Origin of the sequence: Aquirufa rosea, from assembly GCF_004118285.1 — a bacterium.
GTDB lineage: Bacteria > Bacteroidota > Bacteroidia > Cytophagales > Spirosomataceae > Aquirufa > Aquirufa rosea.
On record NZ_SDHY01000002.1, the window covers coordinates 362,856 to 384,860 of the forward strand.

The 22,005-nt window shown below is 39.5% G+C and carries 21 protein-coding genes and 1 tRNA gene; 5 read left to right on the forward strand and 17 right to left on the reverse strand.

Features of this window, described 5'->3' with window-relative positions:
• Positions 1-54: 54 nt before the first annotated feature.
• Together uvrA and ESB04_RS04570 are read right to left on the reverse strand one after the other, a co-directional pair.
• The gene (uvrA, locus tag ESB04_RS04565) at positions 55-2,892 is read right to left on the reverse strand and encodes an excinuclease ABC subunit UvrA (protein ID WP_129026541.1); all 2,838 of its coding nucleotides are present in this window, start codon (positions 2,890-2,892) and stop codon (positions 55-57) included.
• Between the two features lie 85 nt (positions 2,893-2,977).
• Positions 2,978-5,857 carry a TonB-dependent receptor gene (locus ESB04_RS04570; RefSeq protein ID WP_129026542.1) on the reverse strand — a complete coding sequence of 960 codons (2,880 nt, stop codon included), beginning with the start codon at positions 5,855-5,857 and terminating at the stop codon, positions 2,978-2,980.
• A 319-nt stretch (positions 5,858-6,176) separates the two neighbouring features.
• Here ESB04_RS04570 and ESB04_RS04575 point away from each other — a divergent pair, with 319 nt between their 5' ends.
• Positions 6,177-7,241: a mannose-1-phosphate guanylyltransferase gene (locus tag ESB04_RS04575; RefSeq protein ID WP_129026543.1), complete on the forward strand. Its 1,065-nt coding sequence runs from the start codon at positions 6,177-6,179 to the stop codon at positions 7,239-7,241.
• On the opposite strand, the gene ESB04_RS04580 is transcribed toward ESB04_RS04575, so the two are convergent.
• The 3 genes from ESB04_RS04580 to ESB04_RS04590 form a co-directional block, all read right to left on the reverse strand.
• Positions 7,234-8,118: a MerR family transcriptional regulator gene (locus ESB04_RS04580; protein WP_129026544.1), complete on the reverse strand. Its 885-nt coding sequence runs from the start codon at positions 8,116-8,118 to the stop codon at positions 7,234-7,236. The two genes, ESB04_RS04575 and ESB04_RS04580, sit on opposite strands and share 8 nt — an antisense overlap.
• A 61-nt stretch (positions 8,119-8,179) precedes the next feature.
• Positions 8,180-8,812, reverse strand: a complete 633-nt coding sequence (locus ESB04_RS04585) for a carotenoid biosynthesis protein (protein ID WP_129026545.1) — start codon at positions 8,810-8,812, stop codon at positions 8,180-8,182.
• Between the two features lie 25 nt (positions 8,813-8,837).
• Positions 8,838-9,458, reverse strand: coding sequence for an NYN domain-containing protein (locus tag ESB04_RS04590; protein WP_164969598.1), 621 nt, complete (start codon positions 9,456-9,458; stop codon positions 8,838-8,840).
• A gap of 165 nt (positions 9,459-9,623) precedes the next feature.
• Here ESB04_RS04590 and ESB04_RS04595 point away from each other — a divergent pair, with 165 nt between their 5' ends.
• Positions 9,624-11,033: an alpha/beta hydrolase family protein gene (locus ESB04_RS04595; protein WP_129026547.1), complete on the forward strand. Its 1,410-nt coding sequence runs from the start codon at positions 9,624-9,626 to the stop codon at positions 11,031-11,033.
• 9 nt (positions 11,034-11,042) lie between these two features.
• On the opposite strand, the gene ESB04_RS04600 is transcribed toward ESB04_RS04595, so the two are convergent.
• The 7 genes from ESB04_RS04600 to ESB04_RS04630 form a co-directional block, all read right to left on the reverse strand.
• Positions 11,043-11,116, reverse strand: a tRNA-His gene (locus ESB04_RS04600).
• A 93-nt stretch (positions 11,117-11,209) separates the two neighbouring features.
• Positions 11,210-11,821 carry a superoxide dismutase gene (locus ESB04_RS04605; protein ID WP_129026548.1) on the reverse strand — a complete coding sequence of 204 codons (612 nt, stop codon included), beginning with the start codon at positions 11,819-11,821 and terminating at the stop codon, positions 11,210-11,212.
• A gap of 90 nt (positions 11,822-11,911) precedes the next feature.
• A complete protein-coding gene (locus tag ESB04_RS04610; protein WP_129026549.1) occupies positions 11,912-12,352 on the reverse strand; it encodes a nucleoside deaminase in 441 nt (146 codons plus the stop codon).
• On the reverse strand, positions 12,352-13,437 hold the full coding sequence (aroC, locus tag ESB04_RS04615) for a chorismate synthase (RefSeq protein ID WP_129026550.1): 1,086 nt from the start codon (positions 13,435-13,437) through the stop codon (positions 12,352-12,354). Before aroC ends, ESB04_RS04610 begins: the two co-directional genes overlap by 1 nt.
• Positions 13,438-13,442: 5 nt before the next feature.
• Positions 13,443-14,867 carry a BatD family protein gene (locus ESB04_RS04620; protein ID WP_129026551.1) on the reverse strand — a complete coding sequence of 475 codons (1,425 nt, stop codon included), beginning with the start codon at positions 14,865-14,867 and terminating at the stop codon, positions 13,443-13,445.
• Between the two features lie 43 nt (positions 14,868-14,910).
• Positions 14,911-15,657 carry a transporter gene (locus tag ESB04_RS04625; protein WP_129026552.1) on the reverse strand — a complete coding sequence of 249 codons (747 nt, stop codon included), beginning with the start codon at positions 15,655-15,657 and terminating at the stop codon, positions 14,911-14,913.
• Positions 15,658-15,694: 37 nt separating this feature from the next.
• On the reverse strand, positions 15,695-16,540 hold the full coding sequence (locus tag ESB04_RS04630) for a hypothetical protein (protein ID WP_129026553.1): 846 nt from the start codon (positions 16,538-16,540) through the stop codon (positions 15,695-15,697).
• A gap of 233 nt (positions 16,541-16,773) precedes the next feature.
• Here ESB04_RS04630 and ESB04_RS04635 point away from each other — a divergent pair, with 233 nt between their 5' ends.
• The gene (locus tag ESB04_RS04635; RefSeq protein ID WP_129026554.1) at positions 16,774-17,601 is read left to right on the forward strand and encodes a phytanoyl-CoA dioxygenase family protein; all 828 of its coding nucleotides are present in this window, start codon (positions 16,774-16,776) and stop codon (positions 17,599-17,601) included.
• Between the two features lie 32 nt (positions 17,602-17,633).
• Here ESB04_RS04635 and ruvX read toward each other — a convergent pair whose 3' ends face one another.
• Together ruvX and ESB04_RS04645 are read right to left on the reverse strand one after the other, a co-directional pair.
• Positions 17,634-18,044, reverse strand: coding sequence for a Holliday junction resolvase RuvX (ruvX, locus tag ESB04_RS04640; protein ID WP_129026555.1), 411 nt, complete (start codon positions 18,042-18,044; stop codon positions 17,634-17,636).
• Positions 18,045-18,062: 18 nt separating this feature from the next.
• Positions 18,063-18,611, reverse strand: a complete 549-nt coding sequence (locus ESB04_RS04645) for a YcxB family protein (RefSeq protein ID WP_129026556.1) — start codon at positions 18,609-18,611, stop codon at positions 18,063-18,065.
• A 95-nt stretch (positions 18,612-18,706) separates the two neighbouring features.
• On the opposite strand from ESB04_RS04645, the gene ESB04_RS04650 reads away from it, so the two are divergent.
• The gene (locus ESB04_RS04650; protein WP_129026557.1) at positions 18,707-19,210 is read left to right on the forward strand and encodes a phosphoribosyltransferase family protein; all 504 of its coding nucleotides are present in this window, start codon (positions 18,707-18,709) and stop codon (positions 19,208-19,210) included.
• Here ESB04_RS04650 and ESB04_RS04655 read toward each other — a convergent pair.
• The 3 genes from ESB04_RS04655 to ESB04_RS04665 are packed head-to-tail and all read right to left on the reverse strand — an operon-like array spanning position 19,207 to position 21,417.
• A complete protein-coding gene (locus ESB04_RS04655) occupies positions 19,207-19,965 on the reverse strand; it encodes a shikimate dehydrogenase family protein (RefSeq protein ID WP_129026558.1) in 759 nt (252 codons plus the stop codon). The genes ESB04_RS04650 and ESB04_RS04655 overlap by 4 nt on opposite strands.
• 1 nt (position 19,966) lies before the next feature.
• Complete coding sequence (locus tag ESB04_RS04660) at positions 19,967-20,605, reverse strand: VTT domain-containing protein (protein ID WP_129026559.1); 639 nt, start codon at positions 20,603-20,605, stop codon at positions 19,967-19,969.
• 50 nt (positions 20,606-20,655) lie between these two features.
• Positions 20,656-21,417: a phosphosulfolactate synthase gene (locus tag ESB04_RS04665; RefSeq protein WP_129026560.1), complete on the reverse strand. Its 762-nt coding sequence runs from the start codon at positions 21,415-21,417 to the stop codon at positions 20,656-20,658.
• A gap of 156 nt (positions 21,418-21,573) precedes the next feature.
• On the opposite strand from ESB04_RS04665, the gene ESB04_RS04670 reads away from it, so the two are divergent.
• The gene (locus ESB04_RS04670; RefSeq protein WP_129026561.1) at positions 21,574-21,993 is read left to right on the forward strand and encodes a DUF2147 domain-containing protein; all 420 of its coding nucleotides are present in this window, start codon (positions 21,574-21,576) and stop codon (positions 21,991-21,993) included.
• The last annotated feature ends 12 nt before the right edge of the window (positions 21,994-22,005 follow it).

The following is a 22,005-nucleotide window of genomic DNA, read 5'->3' on the forward strand; positions in this document are numbered from 1 at the left end:
CATTTCGTTTTCGCAACGCTGTTAAGGTTTCGAACCTTGACAGCGTTAAAAATTTCAAACCATATTCAACTCTTTCTTCAAGAATCTCCCCGTATGACTATTCTTCACTTTGGCCACCTCCTCAGGAGTTCCTTCTGCTACAATTTGACCTCCCGCTAGCCCTCCTTCAGGTCCTAAATCAATGACATGATCAGATACTTTAATCACATCTAAATTATGTTCAATGATTAAAACAGTATTACCTCGATCTACGAGTTTTTGTAATACATCCAACAATAATTTGACGTCTTGAAAATGTAAACCCGTGGTCGGCTCATCCAACACATATAAGGTTTTTCCCGTATCCTTTTTAGACAATTCCTCCGCTAACTTCACACGTTGTGCCTCCCCTCCAGATAAAGTCGTGGCATGTTGCCCCAATGTAATATACCCTAATCCCACCTCCAACAATGTTTTCACCTTCCTGTGAATCTTAGGCTGATGTTCAAAAAATTCTAAGGCCTGCTCCACTGTCATATCCAACACATCTGAAATAGATTTTCCTTTAAATCGCACTTCCAAAGTCTCCCGATTGAAACGTTTGCCTTTGCATGATTCACATTCCACCAACACATCAGGTAAAAACTCCATTTCGATCTTTTTCCTTCCTGCACCCTCGCAACTTTCACAACGACCGCCTTTTACATTAAAACTAAATCGACCTGCTTTATATCCACGAATCTTTGACTCTGGTAATTCGCAGTAAAGCGTCCTAATGTCGCTGTACATATTAGTATAAGTTGCAGGATTAGAACGAGGTGTCCTACCTATCGGCGATTGATCCACTTCAATCACTTTATCGATAAGCTCCAAACCCTCTATTCCCTTGAAATCTTTAGGATCTCGCTTAGCCCGATCAAAGTGCTGTTTTAATTTCAAGACTAAGGTATCATGAATTAAAGTAGACTTCCCCGATCCAGAAACTCCTGTTATAGATATCATTTTCCCCAAAGGAATGGTCACGTTTACCTGTTTTAAATTATTGCCTGAAGCTCCCCATAACTTAATTTCTTTGCCCGAACCCTTTCTTCTTTTTGTTGGCAATTCAATGGCCAATTCCCCACTCAAGTATTTTGCCGTGGGTGTTTGTAATTGTAAGAATTCAGTAGGAGTCCCCTGGCCCACCACATGTCCTCCGTGCCTACCTGCACCAGGTCCTACGTCCAACAGGTAATCAGCCTCCAACATCATGTCTTTATCATGCTCTACTACCAATACGCTATTCCCAAGGTCTCTTAGGTCCTTCAATGCTTGAATAAGTTTTTCATTATCTCTTTGATGCAAACCAATACTAGGTTCATCCATAATGTACAAAACTCCCACCAATTGTGTACCAATTTGAGTAGCTAATCGAATACGCTGGGCTTCTCCTCCAGAAAGGGTTTTCATGGGTCTATCTAAGGTCAAATAGGTTAACCCAATCTGAGTTAAAAAACCAATTCGCTTTTGAATCTCTTTCAATACTTCCTGCCCTATTTGCTGTTGCCTAGAAGATAGTCTAAGATATAATCCCTCCATCCATTGCTCCAATTCCAAAATATCCATCTGAGCCAACTCTCCAATATGCTTACCATCTATTTTGAAACAAAGAGCTTCCTTTTTTAAGCGGTAACCTTGGCAATCAGGACAAGTTTTTACCTCTAGAAAATCTTTCAGCCAATCTTGTGTTTTTTCAGATCCACTTTCTTGCTGCCTCTTTAAGAAATTGATTATCCCATCGTATTTGGTTGTCCACTCTGTTCCTACATATTTCTTAGAAGGTACCGGAACTGGTTCATCCGTTCCATACAACATGATTTCAACAGCCTTGCGTGGGAACTTAGCTATAGGTGTAGATAAACCTACTTGAAATGGCTTCAACAAAACTTCCAATTGCTTAAATATCCACAAATCACGGTATTCACCTATGGGCGCAATTGCACCACGAATGATACTTAACTCTGGGTTTGGGATAACAGATTCCTCCGTAATCTCTTCAATTTGGCCTAAACCATTACAGGTTGGGCAAGCTCCATATGGACTATTGAATGAAAAAGTATTGGGTGCTGGCTCATCATAAGACAAGCCCGTCAATGGATCCATCAAGGTTTGAGAAAAATAATGAATCTGAAGTTTTTCATCTAAAATATAGACCTGCCCCTTACCCAAATTCATGGCCGTCTGCAAGCTTTGAGAAATCCTAAAACGATCTTCCTCTTTGACAATTAATCGATCGACCACAATCTCAATATCATGCACCTTAAATCGATCTACCTGCATTTTAGGTTCTAGCTCCAAGATTTCTCCATCTACCCGAACTTTGGTATACCCCCATTTAGCAATTTGCACAAACAACTCACGGTAATGACCCTTTCTTCCTTTTACCACAGGTGCCAATAACAGAACCTTCCCTCCGTCAAACTGCTGCAATAAAGTTATAATGATTTGATCGACCGACTGCTTAACCATTTTTTCACCCGATAGGTAACTAAATGCTTCAGAGGCTCGAGCATACAGTAAGCGTAAAAAATCATAAATTTCAGTGGTTGTGCCCACTGTAGATCTAGGATTTTTAGAGGTGGTTTTTTGCTCTATGGAAATCACGGGAGAAAGACCCTCTATTTTATCGACGTCAGGGCGCTCCATGTTTCCTAAAAAACTTCGGGCATAGGCAGAAAAACTTTCCATGTATCGCCTTTGTCCTTCAGCATAAATAGTATCAAAAGCTAAACTGGATTTTCCCGAACCCGAAATACCTGTGATAACCACTAATTGATTTCGGGGGATTTGAACATCGATGTTCTTTAAATTATGCTCTCGAGCACCTAAAACTTCTATGTGAGAAAATCCGGTTAAATCTTTAGGTGGCTGCATATATGGCTACAAATCAATCCATAAAAATACAAAAAAAGAGGCCGTCCTAGTAGGACAGCCTCAATAAAAATTAATCTGAAATATATTATTTGTTCAACAACTCGTCAAACGTAATACTTACGTAGTAAATACTTCCCACCGTTGGGTTACCCCATCCAGTAGTATAAGCAGTTCCCAACAAGTTAGAAGCCCCTACTTTTACTATGGACTTAATGCTAGCTACCTTCTTGCTGATTTGAGCATCTAAAGTACTAAACGATGGTATAATACTTTGTTGGGTTTGATTTAAGATTTGATTTACAAAACTTGACTGCCAAACGTACTCATCTTGGTATCTCCATACAGTGCTAAAGCCCCATCCTGAACCACCAATATTACGGTTACCTAAAGTAAGGTTGGTACGGTAAGCTGGAGTGTTATATGCCAATTGATAATTGCTTAATCCTCCATTATCATTCACTGTGTTATAAGATACATTACCTCCTAAAGTCCAGTTAGATGGCAAACGGTAATCTAAGCTCAAACCCCAGCCGCTAGTTTTCACCAAGTTGTCTACATTAGATGGGAATGAGAAAACTTTATTACCTACCACTGTATTGTCTCTATGCTGCTGTGGAGTTTGTACTACCACTTGACCTGCTGAGAAATTCGTGAAGGTACTTTGATAGTAGTAGAAATCCGCCAATAAGTTATTGCCTAAGTTTCCTTTGTAACCCACTTCAAAAGTACGAACCTGCTCAGGCTTCCAAGCTTTAGCCGTATATACTTCAGGCTTTCCAGCTAACACCGATTGTAAAGTAAAGGAGTTGCCTGACAATTTATAACGATCTTGTACTACTGGAAGTCCTCCCAATAAACGAGCAGATGGAGTATTCAAGTCGATGTACTGATCTTGCGTGGTAGGAATACGGAAACCTGTTTGATAAGACGCTCTGAAATTTGACTGACCTACGGTTAAAACCCCAGAAATTCTTGGGCTAAATTGTCCTTCGAAGTTCTCGTTTTTATCATAACGCATGGAACCAGTCAATTTAAATTTATCTTGGAACATCTTCTTGGCTAATTGTAAGTATCCACCATACTCATGAATGGAAAATTCTTGGCCATTATCTTGACGGGCAAATAAAGTTCCCTCTGAGTTCAAAGCATAAATACGGTAATTGGCCCCAACAATCATTTCTAATTTATTATTCATTGCCTCCGTGAAGTTGTACATACCTTCATAGTGGTACAAAGCCGACTTATCTAAGAATCTTGCTCCCTGTGGAAGTGGCTTACCTTTGATTGCCTCCACCGCATTAGTAAATGCAGCAGTTCCTGGAATCAAGCGACCCACATCCGCTGTAGCGCGTGCATTGTTATGATAAGTTGGGAAAGCCGCCTGAGTTGTTGCAATGGCATTACCTACTGCTAAGGTTGGATTACCTGTTTGTGCCAAGGTGGTTGCTAATACCGTTCCAAAATTAGTCAATGCCTGGCCAGCAAAAGTCGAGAAATACTGAGGGTACCATGAAGTACTAGGCTTAGCGGCTTCATTCACTAATTGACCTAATGTTCCCGTAGCATAAGCATCTCCAGAATTCTCCTGGGTAGTATAAGCTCTTACAAAGAAGTTCGATCCTTTTAATTCAGCCTTGTATTGGCCCATACTAAAGTTCTTGATTGAATAACGGTCAGCACCTGTATAAACTGTAGTTCCTTGTCCATAAGAACCTTGTAAAATCAATTCCACTTTGTCGTTAAAACGGTAATGCAAGGCTGCATTGAACTTCATATTACGATTAGCGTAAGAAGCCAAATCGCGCTCAGCATATCCTTCACGTGAGATGTTGACATTAGGTACAATGTAACCTAAAATAGCCGAAGGAGACAATAAACCTCCCGTAGCTCTAGATATCTGATTTATACCTGCCGTCAAAGGGTTTGTAGGATCGCCTAACAATGGAGTCAGGGAGCTTAACATGTTCACATTGGTCTCATCACCATAGATGTTTACACCATTATATGCCAAGTTGGTAGAACGACCCCCAAAATCCAACGTTCTTCCATTCAATAAACTTTGGTCACGGTAATCAGATGCTTGCCAATCTTCCGCACTCAATGTATTGAAATTCAATTTGAATGCCCATTTATTATTGAACGCTTTGGCATAACGAAGAGAAATATCGCTGTAAGGAGTGTTTTGGACGGTACGGTTGGGTGCATCCATAAAACCACCTTTCACTTGTGCGCTTAATCCTTGGTATAAGAATGGGCTCTTAGAGTTCATTAATAAGATACCATTCATGGCATTAGGACCATATAAGGCAGAAGATGCTCCTGGCAAAACCTCCACGTTTTCTAAGTCCAATTCAGAAATACCGACAATATTACCTACAGAGAAGTTCAAACCTGGGGCTTGGTTATCCATACCATCAATCATCTGAACTACACGCACGTTACCGTTACTTCCAAATCCACGCATGTTCACCGAAGAAAATGAAACTGATTGAGTCACCAATTCCACTCCTTTTAAATTGCGAAGTGCATCATAAAATGAAGCAGATGGAGTTTCTCTGATGCTTCTAATATCCATTTTCTCTACAGATACTGGAGATTTCATCACGCTTTCTTCCACTCTACTGGCCGAAACTACTACGTCTTGACCCAAGACAGACTGCTCTTTAAGACTAATTTTTAAGTCGGTTTTGTTACCAGTGACATTAACTTCTTGCCTCTCATATCCCACCATGGAAATTACCAAAGTAAATGGTGTTGGAGTGGATGTACTCAAGGAAAAATTTCCCTTGGCATCAGTAATAGTACCAATAACTTTACCTTTAACGGCAACACTGACACCAATTAAAGCTTCTTTGGATGCAGCATCTGATACTTGCCCCCCTACTTTGGTCTGAGCAATCACAGAAAAACTCATCAAAAACACGACTAAAATAGCGGGTAGGAATTTGGAAAATAGTCTTTTCATGTTGATAAATTTAGATAACAATTTAAATATGGGCCTAGACCTCAAACAAAACTAATGAAGAAAATAGAATTGCCCACTTATTTTATTAAAAAATTACTAGTTTTTCAATAAATACTTAAATATTGATAGTTAGTCTTCGGTGGTCAAAACCAATGGATTGGGTATTATTTTACATCCAATAAAATTCTTGTTAGTTTTGAATTCCATTTTTGAATGAAAAAATTCTGTACTTGGTTAACCAAAAAAGAAAAATTCTTCGTTTCAAGTATGCAGTAAGCAGGTTGCATCCTTCAATATATATTTGAACGTAGTAGAACATATGAAAGACAATTACCTCATCATCATGGCAGGCGGAATAGGCACTCGCTTTTGGCCAATTAGCAGAAGTACCAATCCCAAGCAATTTCACGATGTGTTAGGTGTGGGTAAAACGATGCTTCAACAGACTGCAGAACGTTTTCAGGGCATCATTCCTTCCGAAAACGTGTATGTAGTGACCAGTGATGAATTTGCTGATTTGGTGAAAGAACAATTGCCATTTTTAAGTGATGAACAAATATTAAAGGAGCCGCAGCGTAAAAACACGGCCCCTTGTATCGCCTATGCGGCCTATAAAATTTCCAAAAAGAACAAGAAGGCCAAATTTGTGGTAGCCCCTGCGGACCACGTTATCTTAAAGGAACAACTCTTTCAAGAAAATATTAAAAAAGCCCTTCAAGAAGCTGAAAAAGAGGTATTTGTCACCTTGGGCATCATCCCTACTCGTCCAGATACTGGCTACGGCTATATTCAATATGTACCCTCTGCAGAAGATGCTCAAAAAGTAAAAACCTTTACTGAAAAACCCAATTTTGAATTGGCTCAAGCCTTTTTAGAAAGTGGCGACTATGTGTGGAATGCCGGGATTTTTATCTTCAAACTTCCCACCTTCAAAAAAGAATTAGAGAAACACCAATCCCGCATGGCGGAACAATTTGAGGAGGGATTAGCTCATTATTATACACCAGGCGAGGAAGACTTCATTAAAAAAGTATACGGCGTGTGTAAAAACATTTCCATAGACGTAGGTATCATGGAAAAGGCTCAAGAGGTTAAAGTTATCCTTTCAGATATTGGTTGGTCCGATTTAGGTACTTGGCAATCCCTCTATGAAATCAATGAAAAAGATACCAACAACAATGTCATTGAAGGAAATGTCATCGCTTATGACACTACCAATTGTATCATCAAAACACCCCATAACAAACTCGTGGTGATACAAGGTTTACAAGGGTACATTGTTGCCGAACAGGGAAATGCACTCATGATTTGCCCTAAAAACCTGGAACAAGAAGTAAAAAAATTTGTGGAGGATGCGACCCAACTAGACCCTAAGTTTAGTTAGCATTAGCCAAATCAATCAAATCCTGAAAATTATTCAGCACTTGAATGCGCTCAGGGACCTCTTGTTCTAAGGCCATCATTTGATACCCTGTAAGTAATAGTTTCGCTTCAGGGATTTTATCTGTCAATTCTACTAAATAATCGTTGATCTCTTCAGGATTGGGCCGAGAAGTAAATACACTCAATACATAATCTGGCTTGAATATGTCATAGGCGCAAACTAACTCGTCCAATGGAAGAGATTGACCTAAATAGATAACTTGATGCTTCCTAGAACGCAACAAATAATTGGCAAAAAGTAAACTTATTTCGTGTAATTCGCCATCAGGCAAATAAAGAAGAAATTTCTTAGCATGGGGCTTTAAACTTAGATCTAACTGATCTATCTCAGACATCACCTTTTGACGAATTAAATGACTGATAAAATGTTCTTGGGCAGGACTAACTGAACCAGAAAGCCATAAGGTTCCAAGTCTCAACATGAAAGGATGAATGATATGAATCAAGAAATCCTCGAATCCATACTTTCTAATGATATTATTGGTAAGTTGCTGAAACATCACCTCATTCAGTTCCAGCATGGCAATGGTCAGCGCTTGGATTTGATCAGGAAAATTTAGAGTTCCTTCGGAGAGCCGCAATAAGTGGGCAGAACGCTCACTATCACTCATTTTGGCAATTTCGGAAATTTTATAGTCCCCTCGGTTTTGTAAAATAGCGATATTTAACACCAACTTTAATTCCTCGTCACCATAGGTGCGAATATTGGTATCCGTCCTAACTGGATTAAGAATCCCGTAACGTTGCTCCCAAATCCGAAGGGTGTGAGCTTTAATACCACTAAGATGTTCTAAATCCTTTATCGAATAAACACTCATTTCCTTAGAAAAACAATGTTAAGAAAACACGATTTGACTAAAATTGTTTTAAGTTTTATTACTAGGATTGTAAAATTATCCAATGACCTAAAAAAAACATAAACTGTAATAACAAAATCCACCTGAACAAAGAGGATTTGCTCGTGAATTCTCCACTTTGGAACACCCAATGAAAAAAGAAACTAACTAACCACCATGCACCAAAATTTTGCAAGGGTACTTGTCCCCCAGACCATTGCCAAAAATCAAAATGCATGGCTACAGGCTCAATTAATAGATCCAATGCCGTCATCATGCCCGCTCCTAAAGCTGCCCTTCCAATTTTCCCTCCCACATTCCACTCTTCCACTACGGCGCTAGAACCTAATAAAAGCACCATCCAATTAAGTCCTATTGTGATGGGTACCTCCATTACCTTGAAACCGAGCGTTTCGCCATAATAATATTCTCCAAATATCTTTCCCGTTCTTACTCCTACTACTTCTAAAAACCAGGAGGCAACCACGATAGACCCTAAGGTTAAATAGGCAGCCATACTGGGCTTGGGAAAATAATACAAGCAAAAAAAGCCGGTGAACCAAAGAGTAAGTGGCACTAATGAAACAAACAATTGACTGGTTGCCGGCAGATTCATCCCAATCAGCCCCGCTGCATATAATACTATGAGAAATCTTTTTAAATTCACTCCAGACATAAGCTATCTTATTTCTTTTTAAAAATTAGGCCCATTCATCAGGTCTTTCTAATACAAAACCATCGGATTTACGGACATGCAAAGGAAATTGATTCTCCACTAATTTCTTGCGTCCAATCATTTGAAATGCCCTCGCCACAGCAACCACTGATTCATTTCTCCGAAGAGGCGGAAAAAAAACAACCACTGATTTATCCAAAAAGTTTTCATTGACACTTTGTATACAAGGTACAAAATCACTATCCCCTGAAACTACAATAGCGATGTCATACTGATCTTGAAAAGCGTCCATCAGGAGATGAGTGGCCAAATTTACGTCCGTCATTTTTTCATTAGGAATCACCCAGCTGTTACCACACTTTCTGCAATCAGTGAATTTAGCCTGGTAGGAGCCATAGATTAAATTAACTCCTGTCGACTCCAAAGCCTCCAAATAAGTCGTTTGACGCTTTTGTTTGGGAGGATTATGGGTAATCCGACTGGTGAAATACTTAATCTCCACTAGCTCTTGATTTGCTCGCAAAAAGCTCCTAATCAATTTATCTACATTCAACCACTTACAATTTCGAAAACCGGCATCCATCATTCCAAAGTATAAATTGGAACCATCGACGTAGGCCTTTACACGATATTTTTTATTATTCATGAACTTTTTTCTTCCTTGAATTGTATCTTTGTGCAAGAACTTCTCCAAAGATAGCATCTTTGGAATGATGCCCCACCCCGGTGGGGCATTTACTTTTTAGGAGCTTTACTTATTTTGAAAATCAAGAGTAAAAAATTCTTAATATCGTTAAATCAATTACTAACGATGAAGTTTAATCAAGTCTTTCTTTTCCTACTTTTTATACTGCAACCTTTTCTTGGCTTGGCCCAGATAGCTAGAACTTCTGAACAAGACAGCGTCCTGGCTGATCGACAAAGAAAGACGCAATTGGATTATGAGCAGATGCTAAAACAATTATCCATTCAACACCTCCGAGCAGGGGTAAACGGGAGTAATCCCCAAGCTTCCAATGCGGCTAATTATGATGAAACGAAGGCAAATATATACCCCAAGCTTCCTGAGGTACTACAACTAAACAATGGTAAGCCCGTTGACTCCAAAAGAACCTGGTACTACCACCGAAAACCAGAAATAATAGAAGATTTTGAAAGAGAAATCTACGGCAGGGTACCTGATAATATCCCTCCAATCTCTTGGGAAATAGTTTCTAAAGAACATAAAACCATGGCGGGATTCCCTGTTGAGATACAAAAGCTGATAGGCACTGTGAATAACCAACGCTTTCCTTCAGTTAATGTCAACCTGGAAATTAGCATTGGATTTAGGACAGATATCAATAAACCGGTGCCTGCCATAATGGAATTCACGTGGATATTTCCTCCTGGAATGAATAGACCTACTCCACCTACGAATGAAGTCCCCTGGTCAGAACAAGTTATTGCAAATGGCTGGGCATTCATTCAATTCAATCCCACCACAGTACAGGCTGATCATGGTGCTGGGTTACGATCAGGAATTATTGGGCTCATGAACCGAGGAGAATTTAGAAAACCAGATGATTGGGGTGCTTTGAGAGCTTGGGCTTGGGGTGCTAGCAAAGTCTTAGATTATTTGGAAAATTTACCTCAAATCAAATATACCCAAGTAGGAATTACGGGACATTCCCGCTATGGTAAAGCCGCAGCCCTAGCCATGGCCATGGATTCTCGCTTTGCCATAGGCTATATTTGTTCATCCGGTGCAGCTGGATTAAAATTATATCGAAGAAATTTTGGTGAGACCGTTGAAAACGTCGCAGCCAAAAATGAATATCATTGGATGGCAGGGAATTTTCTCAAATATGCCGGTCCATTACAATGGAATGATTTACCCATCGATGCGCATGAGTTGATTGCTCTGATCGCTCCAAGACCTATGTATATCGGAGTGGGAGGAAATGGCGACCAATGGACAGATCCCTATGGAATGTTTCTAGCGGCCAAGGAAGCTAGTCCAGTATATGAGCTATTGGGCAAAAAAGGGCTTGTTTCCACTGAAGCACCCAAGATCAATGAAGCTCTTATTGAGGGAAATCTCGCCTATCGCATGCATGATAAGGGGCATGTTACGGGACCCAATTGGCCAAATTTTATTGGGTTTACCTCCAGATTCTTTGATCAGGTGGATGCTAAAAAAACAAAAGTCAGGAAACAAAAAAGTCTCAGTAAAAACTGAGACTTTTTGGGCGGATGATGGGATTCGAACCCACTACCCCTGGTACCACAAACCAGTGCTCTAACCGAGTGAGCTACAACCGCCATTTGGGATTGCAAAAATACACAAATCAAGGTATATCGCAAGTCTGAATAGAAAAAAATTGGGGATAAAATCAAATTTTACCCCCATAACTTTTATTTCTGTGCTGCTAAATATCTCTTTTCAGCCGCATTCCAGTCAATTACATTCCAAAATGCATCTACATAATCAGGACGTTTATTTTGGAATTTCAAGTAATAAGCATGCTCCCAAACGTCCAAACCAATCACTGGAAAACCTTTCACTTCAGCCACATCCATCAATGGATTATCTTGATTTGGCGTTGATGACACGGCGATAGATCCATCTTTTTGAGCCACTAACCAAGCCCATCCTGAACCAAAACGAGTAATACCTGCTTTTTTGAACTCTTCTTTGAACGCATCAAAAGAACCAAATTTAGCATCAATAGCTTTCGCTAATGTACCCACTGGAGCTCCACCACCGTTTGGTGATAAAATATTCCAGAACAAATCATGGTTATAGTGTCCTCCTCCATTGTTTCTGATAGCCGGACTAAGGCTAGATACATGACTAAACAATTCCTCTAAGGTCTTACCCTCTGATGGGCTACCTGCTACTGCAGCATTTAAATTGGTCACGTAAGCATTGTGGTGACGGTCATGGTGGATTTCCATGGTTAATGCATCAAAATGCGGTTCTAAAGCATTATTTGCATAAGGTAGGGGTGCTAGTTCAAAAGCCATAATATAGGTTTTAAAATGTATATGTTTTAAATAAAAAATCTATTTTGACTAAATCGTCGATAAGCAAAACAAATAAATCACTATTTCGGTTCAGCGGCGCATAGAAAAAAATTCTTTTAATAAAGATTCTGATTCTTTGGCCCTTACTCCGCCTAGTACTTCCGTTTTGGGATGCAATACCATTTGCCCCACTCGTTCAAAACCTCGTTTTTCTTCCTTGGCTCCATAAACCAAACGGCCTAATTGAGACCAATATAAGGCTCCTGCACACATTAAACATGGCTCTAAAGTCACATACATGGTACAATCCTTTAAATATTTAGCTCCAATGGTTTGAGCCGCTGAAGTAATCGCAATCATTTCGGCATGTGCGGTTACATCCGTTAAAACCTCTGTTTGATTGTAGGCTTTCGCCACTACCTTACCTTGACAAACCACCACAGCACCCACAGGAATCTCCTCTTCGTCTAAAGCCTTTTGAGCTTGTACAAGTGCCAAACCCATGTAATATTCATCTTCCTGACTATGCATTAGGCGGGCATCTGTATTACTCGATTTCTCAAATAAAAATCCACTAGAACCAATGCAGCCATGGCCTCCACAATAGGAACAGCCCTGGGCACCACACAAGGGTCATGACGCCCTTTACCCGAAACGGTAATTTTATCTCCTTTCTCGTTGATACTATCTTGGTCTTGCATAATAGTAGCGACCGGTTTAAATCCCACACGGAAATAAATAGGTTCACCATTAGAAATGCCTCCTTGTATCCCTCCTGAGTGGTTGGTTAAGGTCCTAACTTTTCCATCCGCATCTTTCACTATGACATCATTATGCTCTGAACCTCTCAAGGCAACGCCATCAAATCCACTTCCATATTCAAATCCCTTGACAGCATTGATACTTAGCATGGCTTTACCCAATTCAGCATGTAATTTATCAAATACAGGTTCACCTAAACCAGCAGGACATCCCTTGATATAGGCAGAAATGACTCCACCAACGGAATCTCCCTGTTTTCTAATTTCATCTATGTATTGAAACATCTGCTCAGCCATAGTAGGATCAGGGCAACGAACCGCATTCGATTCAGTTAGACTCAAATCCAATTGCTCCACAGGTGTTTGAAGCTTCAAGGTGCCCACTTGAGAAACATAAGCTTTTATATCTACACCTAATTGAGCTAATACCAATTTGGCCAATGCACCTGCCGCTACCCTAGCCACCGTTTCCCTAGCAGAGCTACGGCCCCCACCCCGATAATCCCGCAAGCCATATTTTATAAAATAAGTATAATCTGCATGAGAAGGGCGAAATTGGTCGGCAATGTGGGAATAATCTTTTGACCTTTGGTCACCGTTCCAAACCAACATGGCTATGGGAGTTCCAGTCGTTTTTCCTTCAAAAACGCCAGATAACACTTCCACGCTATCGGCTTCTTTTCTTTGGGTCGTAATTCTGGACTGACCTGGTTTTCTGCGATCTAATTCGGATTGAATAAAATCCAAATCAAAATTGATCCCTGCCGGACAACCTTGCACTACTACACCCACGGCTGCCCCGTGAGATTCACCAAAGGTACTAATCTGAAATATTTTCCCGTAAATACTCCCCATATCCATTATTTTTTTGTCTTCCAAACTAGGAAAACCAAGACTACAAAAATTGAAAAAATGGTCAAATTCGCTAATTGCCTCCAATTTGCCCAACGATTCCAAACCACTTCATCGGAACGTAAATTTTCGATACCCCGATATAAACCCTCCATTTCTCTTTCGGTATTCACTCGAGAATCCGAGGGCTGCCCCTTTATTTCTAAGTTAATTTTAGATCTTAGGGTATCAAACTTTTCAGTCCGTGTGTTGAAATAAATCCAGTAAAAATACTGCTTTAATGCAAATTTACCCGGTTGTTTAGGAATAATCTGAATAATTTCTGTTTTATCACCAAACATTTTGTCCATGGAGGGATAGACGGAACTTTGCGTAGACAATCGATTAAAATCTAAGAAATAATCTGAGTCAAGTCCCTTGGAATCCCATAAAATACCATTCCCATCACCTATGACACTGGAGGTGTACACCAAGTTTTCTCCCGTTTTTGCCTGTTTTTTTGAAATAGACTCTTTCAACTCATACACTCCCACGGGCACTTTGGAAGCCAATGGATGATTGGGCAAAGACCTCGGTTGAATTAGTAAAGCTGGAGATTTAAAAATAATGGGAATGGACTTTAATTCACCCGCTACTTTTTCCTTTTTTAGAATTTGTAAACTCAAGGAAGGAATTTGAATGGGCCGATCATTTAGGGCAAAATAGGTAGCTTGGAAAAAACGGTATTCCGTATATTTCTTTCGTTTAATTTCCACTTGAGAAACCTTTTCCACTTGTAATCCAAAGCTTTCCTCCCAGCAATTCCTGGGCCTTAATTGCTGTATCAACTTAGGTAATTGTATATCATTTCGATCAAAAGCCAATTCCTGAGTATTGCTCTCTGGAACAAACAAGGAGAATTTCAATGTAAATCCTTGACCAACGAAAGGTCGGATATGATTGCTAGAAACCAATAAAAAAGGCTGGTTAGCCTTAGCCAAAAGCTCATTGGAGATAGAAACCTCGTCTGAATTACTTTCTGATGTGGCCAATCCATTGCTTGGACTAACAGAAACATAAAAAGGATCAAATTTTTGAACTTGTTGATTCACAACCACTTCCTCGGAGGGAATATAAAATTGCCCCACGCCGATGGGTTGATAATGCTGAGAATAAATGACCCGTTGTTCTATTTGACCATTTTGGTAATTGGAAGATTTGCCTCGACTAATTCCCAACTTCTGAAAATTGGGTAATTCAGGGAATTTGTAGGTGATGGACTCAGGGGTATTTCCATTGGCTGGTACTGTAATCGATATGATGAAATTTTCGTCTTGATTAATGTTCTTGGAACCAATCTGTATAGAAAAATCGACCTTGCTTTGAGCCATCAAAGCTTGAAAGGCCAACAAAAAATAAAGAAATACGCCTAAACCGGCATTCCGTGAATTCATTGTAGCAATTTAAGCATTTGTACCAAGCTCTTTAAACTACCAGCTAAAAAACTTTAAATCGGAAGGATAAACCTAGAGCTACATACCAAGTCTGCTCAGACTGCAAACTTTTTCCCGCAGAAATATCCAACTTGAGGTCATCACTGATATAATAAGCCAGACCACCATCTACCCATTGGTCTGTCTGACTGGAAGATGGCACCCTACCGAAAACCTCCACATAAGCATATCCTCGTTTACCAATGTTCATATTTGGTGCAAAACGATAAATGCATTCGGCTGTACCATTGCTGTGCATCTCTGCCCCTACATTATAACCTAAACCAAATCCTTTGGCAAAATCATGCTGTACAGTAAAAACGAAATCTCCTACTGAATGTCGCTGATTATTCCTTTCACTCTCATCTCTTTTTTGATCATTGATTCGATAATGTGCAATGAGCGACACACGAGCAAAGGATTTTTCTGGAAACAATAAAGCATACTTGAAACCAACGGCATCGGATTGGTAAGTGGATTGACCTTCTTCTCTTCCCCAAACAGATGTGTATCGGGCTTCCCAGCGCTTACCTAATCCTATCTTCATCAATGAAGTAGGATAAGTCCAGGAAAGAACCCCTGATTCCACTTGTCGATTAAAGCCCCATTCCATTTGAATATAGCCTTTTTTGACAATGAAGGGACATTCTGTTTGGTCTGGGCGGTCGGTTTCCAACCTGCCTTCTTGCTGGGCCAACAAGGAAAAACTGAACAAAGAAAATACCAGGAAAAAGAATTTTGCTCGCAACATACTGCGAGTTTACAAATTTTTAGACTAAACTAAAAATTTATTTAGCCTTTCCTATTGAAAAACCAAGGGCTCCATAAAATTCCCCAAACCAAATGCTTTGAGAAGCATGGTCAACTGATCTACCTGTGGTATGTACTTCCCACAAATTGGTATAACCTCCCTTGAACATGGCCTCGAAGAACAAAAGCTTACTCAAATTCAATCGCAATCCCGATTTTAAGGAAGCTCCCGCTCCTGCCAAATTCCAGAAATTATTGGTTCCAACGGTAAAAAGTCGGACATCTGATCTTGGTACAACGGCTCCAATACCTACCCCATTGATCCAGTCCAACTGTTTTCTGGAGTTAGCTTTTTTCCAGATAGGTTGATAATTTTCAATTTCCACAGCGGCATAATTGTAACCATCTGTATGCTCATATTGTAGAAAATCTCTTGATTCTATGATGAAGGGAGTATTGGAATAATTACCTACGTATGCAGGATTAACAGAAATTTGCGGATTAGATACTTGTGGATCAATATGTCCCGTGATGTGAGAGACCTGATCCGGAGTCATAACATATTTCATGTGGTCCCAGCCCAAACTAAAGGACCAATTATCACGGAAAAAGTAACCTCCGTGTAAATTAAACTGAGGGATAGAAAATAAGGATGGATTAAAATACGTTTCAAAGCCGTCGAACTGTGTAGGAGAATCACTGGCATGAACCGATGAGAGGGTAAAATCATACCCTGGACCTTGAAAACGAATATCAGAATTCGGATAGGCAGATCGATTATAACCCCAAAATACAAAAAATGTGCCCTTGCGATGTAAATAATCTGATTGTGAAAAGGATAGAAAAGGGAGAAATATAAAAATTAAAAACAGGTACTTAGACATGATAAAATTGTATTAAAAAATTTGATTGGCTAACATTTTCCTACAGGCTGAAAATGAAATACAAAGCTGCTATTTTTTCCACAAACTATCTCTAAAATATCATGATTTTCATCAGAAAATTAGGGTATAATAATCAAATTTTAGTAACATTGGCGTATCTTGCAAGTCCAAATTTATAATTAGCAAACCAATTACTTAGCGAGAAACAAAATCCGCCAAGTTGGCCATAGAATATGAAAAAATCATCACCAAAGTTTGAATACAAGACATTTACTTTAGGTAGTGAAATAACCCAAGAGCAGAAAGACTACTTTACAAAACATGGAGTTATTCAGTTTAAGGGTTTCATTACCAATGAAACAGCTGAATTATTTATTCAAGAATTAGCTCAAATTGAGAAGAAATGGTTAGCGGATAAAGTGGAGAAAATCAACGGAATACCTCTTAAATTCGGAAAAGATCCTCAGGGTAATGACATGATTCAACGCATGTGTTTTACCAATAAACACAGCACGGTTTTAGGTGAATTTTTGAAAGATCCTCGTTTGCAAATGCTTACTGAGTTTTTGGCTCCATATGAAGGTAGGATTAGTGAAGATGAAAAAGATGGTTTAGTGTTTAACCATTACGTAAATCAACCTAATTCTAAGTTCACCCAAATGGGTTGGCATACGGATAGTCCACGCGACTTATTTTTAGGTCAAAAGATTTTACCGATGTTAAACGTGGGTATTCACTTAGACAACTGCCCTTCTGCTAATGGGGGACTTCGCGTGATTCCTGGTACCCAGAATCAAAGTGTGCTTAAATTATTATTTGGCAAAAAACAATTCATAGATCACCGTCCGGATCCTCGTGAAGTAGCGTTTGAAATTGAGCGTGGTGACTTAACCATACATGATGGTCGTTTGTGGCACCGAGTGGAAGTATCTCCTAACTTTGGAGAAAAATCCCGTAGACGTGTTATGTACGTACCTATCATAACTGGTAAGTTCAAACCTAAGTCTGAAAATAGCAAAACTCCTTTCTATCACCGATTTGCGAAAGTGGTTCAGAAATAAAGAAAAGCCCTCAAATTGAGGGCTTTTTTATGCTATTTTGATTCCATATAGGATTGCAAAATGATGGTCGCCGAGACTCGGTCCACCGTGGCCTTTACCCTTCTGTCTTTTTTAGACATCCCCCCGTCAATCATAGCCTTCATGGCCATCTGTGAAGTAAAACGCTCATCATGTAAGATTAGGGGTACTGTCGGAAATTTCTTTTGAATCTGTTTCACCACTTGCCTAACGGCCTGGGTAGAATCGGTATCAGTATTGTCTAAGTTCTTAGGCATCCCAATCACCATTTCATCCACGGGCTCTTTTGCTATATAATTAGCCAAAAAAGACAACAACTGGTGAGAAGGAACAGTATCTAAGCCATTTGCTATAATCTGCAAAGGATCTGTAACCGCAATTCCCGTACGTTTTAAGCCATAATCGATGGCCAATATCCTTCCCATGTTGGATTATTTGAGCTATTACTGGACTAGTAAACCTTTGTCACGCAATATCTTATCCATCAATTTACGGTCATTATCACTCGTAAATACGCTAAAAGGCAAATGAATGAATTGATATTTACCCATAGTTAATACATAAGCATCTTTATCCTTATATACACTAAGTATCATATCCCACTTAATCATCCCCCCTTCTTTATCAGAGATTTTCATGAAAATCTGTCTACTGTCAATCTCATAGCGATACTTATCAAACAATTGTTTGTACTGAGCTAATTGAGTAATACCTGTAAATTGAATTAACCAGAATAGAATATATCCGATCACACCTACCACTATAAAAATATAAATCCAGTAATTTTTATATACAGCCGTTAGATTCAAAGCCACATTACCTAAAATCAATGCCAAAGGTAAAAAGGACCATTTCCATTGATTAGAGAAAAGCTGGCGCATGCACAATCCGATGTACTTATTCTTTTCAAGGCAGAATTTCTTTGTCTTAATTGCTAAGGGGTTACTTGGTGCTTGCTGCACTCGCTGCTGTGCCCCATACATTTTGGCCATATTTCTGTATTTTAATCGCTAAATAAGTCGCAAAGGTACAAAATTTGAATACTTTTTGGTAATTTCAGAGGCTATTTTGAATGAATCCTATCTGCATGAATTCCAAACAAATACTTGACGGTCCTGCATTGCTCCAAAAAATTCGTCGAATTGCTTTTCAAATTTTTGAAAACAACTTTGAAGAAAGTGAAATCATCATTGCTGGAATCGTTGGGGAGGGCTATTCTCTAGCCAAATTGCTCTGTCAAAATATCTTGGAAATTTCTTCCATTAAAGCTCAAGCAGTGGCCATTCAACTGAACAAAGAAATTCCATATGAGAGTCCTGTTCAGTTTGATTGCGACAAAAGCATATTTGAGGGAAAGGTAATCATAGTGGTGGATGATGTATTGAATACAGGGAGAACTTTTTCTTACAGCCTAGCTCCTTTTCTAAGTATGCATGTCAAAAAAATTCAGGTAGCTGTGGTAGTCGATAGAAATTACCGAAAATTCCCCATTTCAGCTGACTATATTGGATATCAATTATCCACGACTCTCTCCGAACACGTAGAAGTGGTATTGTCTGATCAGTCCAAACTAGGCGTTTATTTGCGTTAAGCATTCCAAATTTCCCAAGCTTTATCTGCTTGTCCATGCAGCATGGCTAGGCCTTCATAGATTCCGCCCACACCATGTGCTATACCTTTTTCCAAAAAAGCCGTACGCAATGGATTATATACAATGTCATACAAATAATGTTGACTCTTTAAGCGAGAATAATCAATAGGTGGGAAAGTGTCCACCTTGGGGTACATCCCAAGAGGGGTTGAATTAACTATCAGGCCCACTTCATCCATTTGCAAAGCCAGCGTTTCATAGGAGATTTGTCCTTCCTCAGGCGTTCGCGAGACTTTCCAAACCGACATCCCGAGATCTTCTAAGGCTGCAATAATCGCTTTGGCGGCTCCTCCCTGACCTAAAACTACGGCGACTTTCGACTTGAATAATGAATAAGCATCCCAAGTTTCAATAGTTTGGCGAAAACCCCAATAATCCGTATTAAAGCCCTTAGTTTTACCTTCCGGGTATATTTTGATGGTATTCACCGCCCCTATTTTAGCGGCAGCTGGATCCAGTTCATCCAACAAAGGAATGATTTGTTGCTTGTATGGAATAGTAACATTTAGGCCTTTTAAAATGCCTTGATGTTCAGCTTTCACCTGCAAAAAATCCTCTATTTGAGGTATTTCAAATTGTCTATATTCATGACTCTCTGACAAAGCCAGGTTTTCAAATTTCTCAGTAAAATACTTTCTGGAAAAGGAGTGCCCTAATGGGTAACCCAATAAACCATAGAGATGAGAAATAGACATACTATTTAGAAGAAAACTTTTGTTTAACAATTCCTAAAATAATGGGCAAAACAGAGACTCCCACGATACCTAGAACCACCTTTTCAAAGTTGGACTTAACCCAGTCATTGTCTCCTAGAAAATACCCTGCCAAGGTTATGCTGGTAACCCAAAGGCAAGCCCCGAGAAAACCAAACAACAAATATACCGAATAGGACATACGACCTGCACCAGCCACAAAAGGCGCCACAGTTCGTACAATAGGTACAAAACGCGCGATAATCACTGTTTTCACCCCATACTTTTCATAAAATTTCTCTGTTTCCTCAAAATGGGAACGTTTCAAAAATAAGATCTTATCTTTTGAGCGTACATAAGCACTGAAATATTTCCCCATGAAATAATTCACTTGATCGCCACTCAGCGCGGCTAAGATCAACATAGGAATCACAATCACGACAGATAACTGTCCGCTAGCAGCAGCAATTAGACCAACCGAAAAAAGCAAGGAATCTCCTGGTAGCAAAGGGGTAACCACCAAACCCGTCTCCATAAACACAATCGCGAACAACAAGGCATAAGTTAAGGAGCCATGAGCTGCGATAAATTCAGTCAAAAAATGAAGAGGATCTTTTAATAAATCTAAAGCTTGTTGTAACATGATTGTTCCATTAGGTGACATAAAAAACCCCGAAAACTCGGGGCTTAACTCTATTTGGTTAAGAAATGGTCAAAGGTGTCTCCGCGCAGACCTAATCGAATTGTTTCTAGGGAAATCACCTCATTAGGTGCAATATTACCTACGTTAACATTAGCTCCTACCAATTTTACAAACCATACTTGCTGGGATTTTTGTGGTGCCTCCCAAATAATGCTCTCCTCTGGAATTTCTGTTAAAATTTCTTCCACTAAACCCTGACGAACTTCGCCAGAGGAACGGAATAAACCCACATTACCACCCTCTCTAGCTTCTCCAATCACCTTCCATGCACCTGCTTCCAACTCCATGCGCATCAACTTTATCCATTTGTAAGGAGGAATAATTTTGGCTTCATCTTTAGAGCCTACCTCCGAAAGGACAGTTACCTGCTTAGATAATTGATGAATAAATTCACACTTTACATCTGAATTCATCTCTACTGAACCATCCGAAATTTCTGCATATTCCATCCCGTATTGATCCAATACACGGCGGTACTCATCCACTTGACCACGGATGTAAAATGCCTCAAATAAAGTTCCTCCAAAATAAACTGGAATACCCGCTGACTTATAAATAGCTAACTTCTCTTTTAAGTTGGGCGTCACATAAGATGTTGCCCAACCCAGTTTCACTAAATCCGTATAACTTCCCGCGACCTCTAAAAAATCTTCGACTTGTCGAAGGCTAAGCCCTTTGTCCATAACCATGGTCAAGCCCTTCTGACGTGGCTTCTCAAATCTTTCAGGTATTTGCGATAAATTATAGTTCATATAGAAACAATCATTAGGTTATTTTGTTGACTAGTAGTTTTCTTGCTATCCTACAAAATTAAGCATTACATCTGATTGAGCCAAACCTCCTATAATCCAATTCTATGGAAAGCTCAAAAGAACATATCCTTTTGTATATTTGTAAAAAATAAACGTATGAAAAACGCGATTTTACTCCTGTTGTTTAACTGCCTTTTCGTGACCATCAGCCTAGCTGAACCGCCCAGTGACGTTATTTTGGGGGATTGGATTTCTCAACAGAAAGATGGGAAAATTACGATTTATAAGCAGGGAGATAAATTTTATGGAAAAATCTCCTGGAGCAAAACTCCTGGCAAAAAGGATACAAAAAATCCAAATGAAGCCCTAAAAAGTCGGGACTTATTAGGCGCAGTAATCCTAAAAGATTTTAGTTTTACGGGCTCTGCATGGGAAAATGGAACCATTTATGATCCACATTCCGGGAAAACCTATGACTGCATTCTCAAAATAAAGGACAATAACAAAACCCTAGACATCCGGGGATTTGTGGGAGTAGCCATGTTCGGAAGAACAAGTACTTGGACTCGTCCTTAAATAGTAACAATA

Coding starts and splice junctions, on each gene's coding strand:
- ESB04_RS04585 (WP_129026545.1), bottom strand. CDS start 8,812: ATGTCTGGAGTGAATTTAAAAAGATTTCTCATAGTATTATATGCAGCG.
- ESB04_RS04630 (WP_129026553.1), bottom strand. CDS start 16,540: ATGTCTAAGTACCTGTTTTTAATTTTTATATTTCTCCCTTTTCTATCC.
- uvrA (WP_129026541.1), bottom strand. CDS start 2,892: ATGCAGCCACCTAAAGATTTAACCGGATTTTCTCACATAGAAGTTTTA.
- ESB04_RS04645 (WP_129026556.1), bottom strand. CDS start 18,611: ATGGCCAAAATGTATGGGGCACAGCAGCGAGTGCAGCAAGCACCAAGT.
- ESB04_RS04570 (WP_129026542.1), bottom strand. CDS start 5,857: ATGAAAAGACTATTTTCCAAATTCCTACCCGCTATTTTAGTCGTGTTT.
- ESB04_RS04610 (WP_129026549.1), bottom strand. CDS start 12,352: ATGCATAGTCAGGAAGATGAATATTACATGGGTTTGGCACTTGTACAA.
- ESB04_RS04670 (WP_129026561.1), top strand. CDS start 21,574: ATGAAAAACGCGATTTTACTCCTGTTGTTTAACTGCCTTTTCGTGACC.
- ESB04_RS04590 (WP_164969598.1), bottom strand. CDS start 9,458: ATGAATAATAAAAAATATCGTGTAAAGGCCTACGTCGATGGTTCCAAT.
- ESB04_RS04575 (WP_129026543.1), top strand. CDS start 6,177: ATGAAAGACAATTACCTCATCATCATGGCAGGCGGAATAGGCACTCGC.
- ESB04_RS04580 (WP_129026544.1), bottom strand. CDS start 8,118: ATGAGTGTTTATTCGATAAAGGATTTAGAACATCTTAGTGGTATTAAA.
- ESB04_RS04595 (WP_129026547.1), top strand. CDS start 9,624: ATGAAGTTTAATCAAGTCTTTCTTTTCCTACTTTTTATACTGCAACCT.
- ESB04_RS04620 (WP_129026551.1), bottom strand. CDS start 14,867: ATGAATTCACGGAATGCCGGTTTAGGCGTATTTCTTTATTTTTTGTTG.
- ESB04_RS04650 (WP_129026557.1), top strand. CDS start 18,707: ATGAATTCCAAACAAATACTTGACGGTCCTGCATTGCTCCAAAAAATT.
- ESB04_RS04665 (WP_129026560.1), bottom strand. CDS start 21,417: ATGAACTATAATTTATCGCAAATACCTGAAAGATTTGAGAAGCCACGT.
- ESB04_RS04605 (WP_129026548.1), bottom strand. CDS start 11,821: ATGGCTTTTGAACTAGCACCCCTACCTTATGCAAATAATGCTTTAGAA.
- ESB04_RS04625 (WP_129026552.1), bottom strand. CDS start 15,657: ATGTTGCGAGCAAAATTCTTTTTCCTGGTATTTTCTTTGTTCAGTTTT.
- ruvX (WP_129026555.1), bottom strand. CDS start 18,044: ATGGGAAGGATATTGGCCATCGATTATGGCTTAAAACGTACGGGAATT.
- ESB04_RS04635 (WP_129026554.1), top strand. CDS start 16,774: ATGAAAAAATCATCACCAAAGTTTGAATACAAGACATTTACTTTAGGT.
- ESB04_RS04655 (WP_129026558.1), bottom strand. CDS start 19,965: ATGTCTATTTCTCATCTCTATGGTTTATTGGGTTACCCATTAGGGCAC.
- aroC (WP_129026550.1), bottom strand. CDS start 13,437: ATGGGGAGTATTTACGGGAAAATATTTCAGATTAGTACCTTTGGTGAA.
- ESB04_RS04660 (WP_129026559.1), bottom strand. CDS start 20,605: ATGTTACAACAAGCTTTAGATTTATTAAAAGATCCTCTTCATTTTTTG.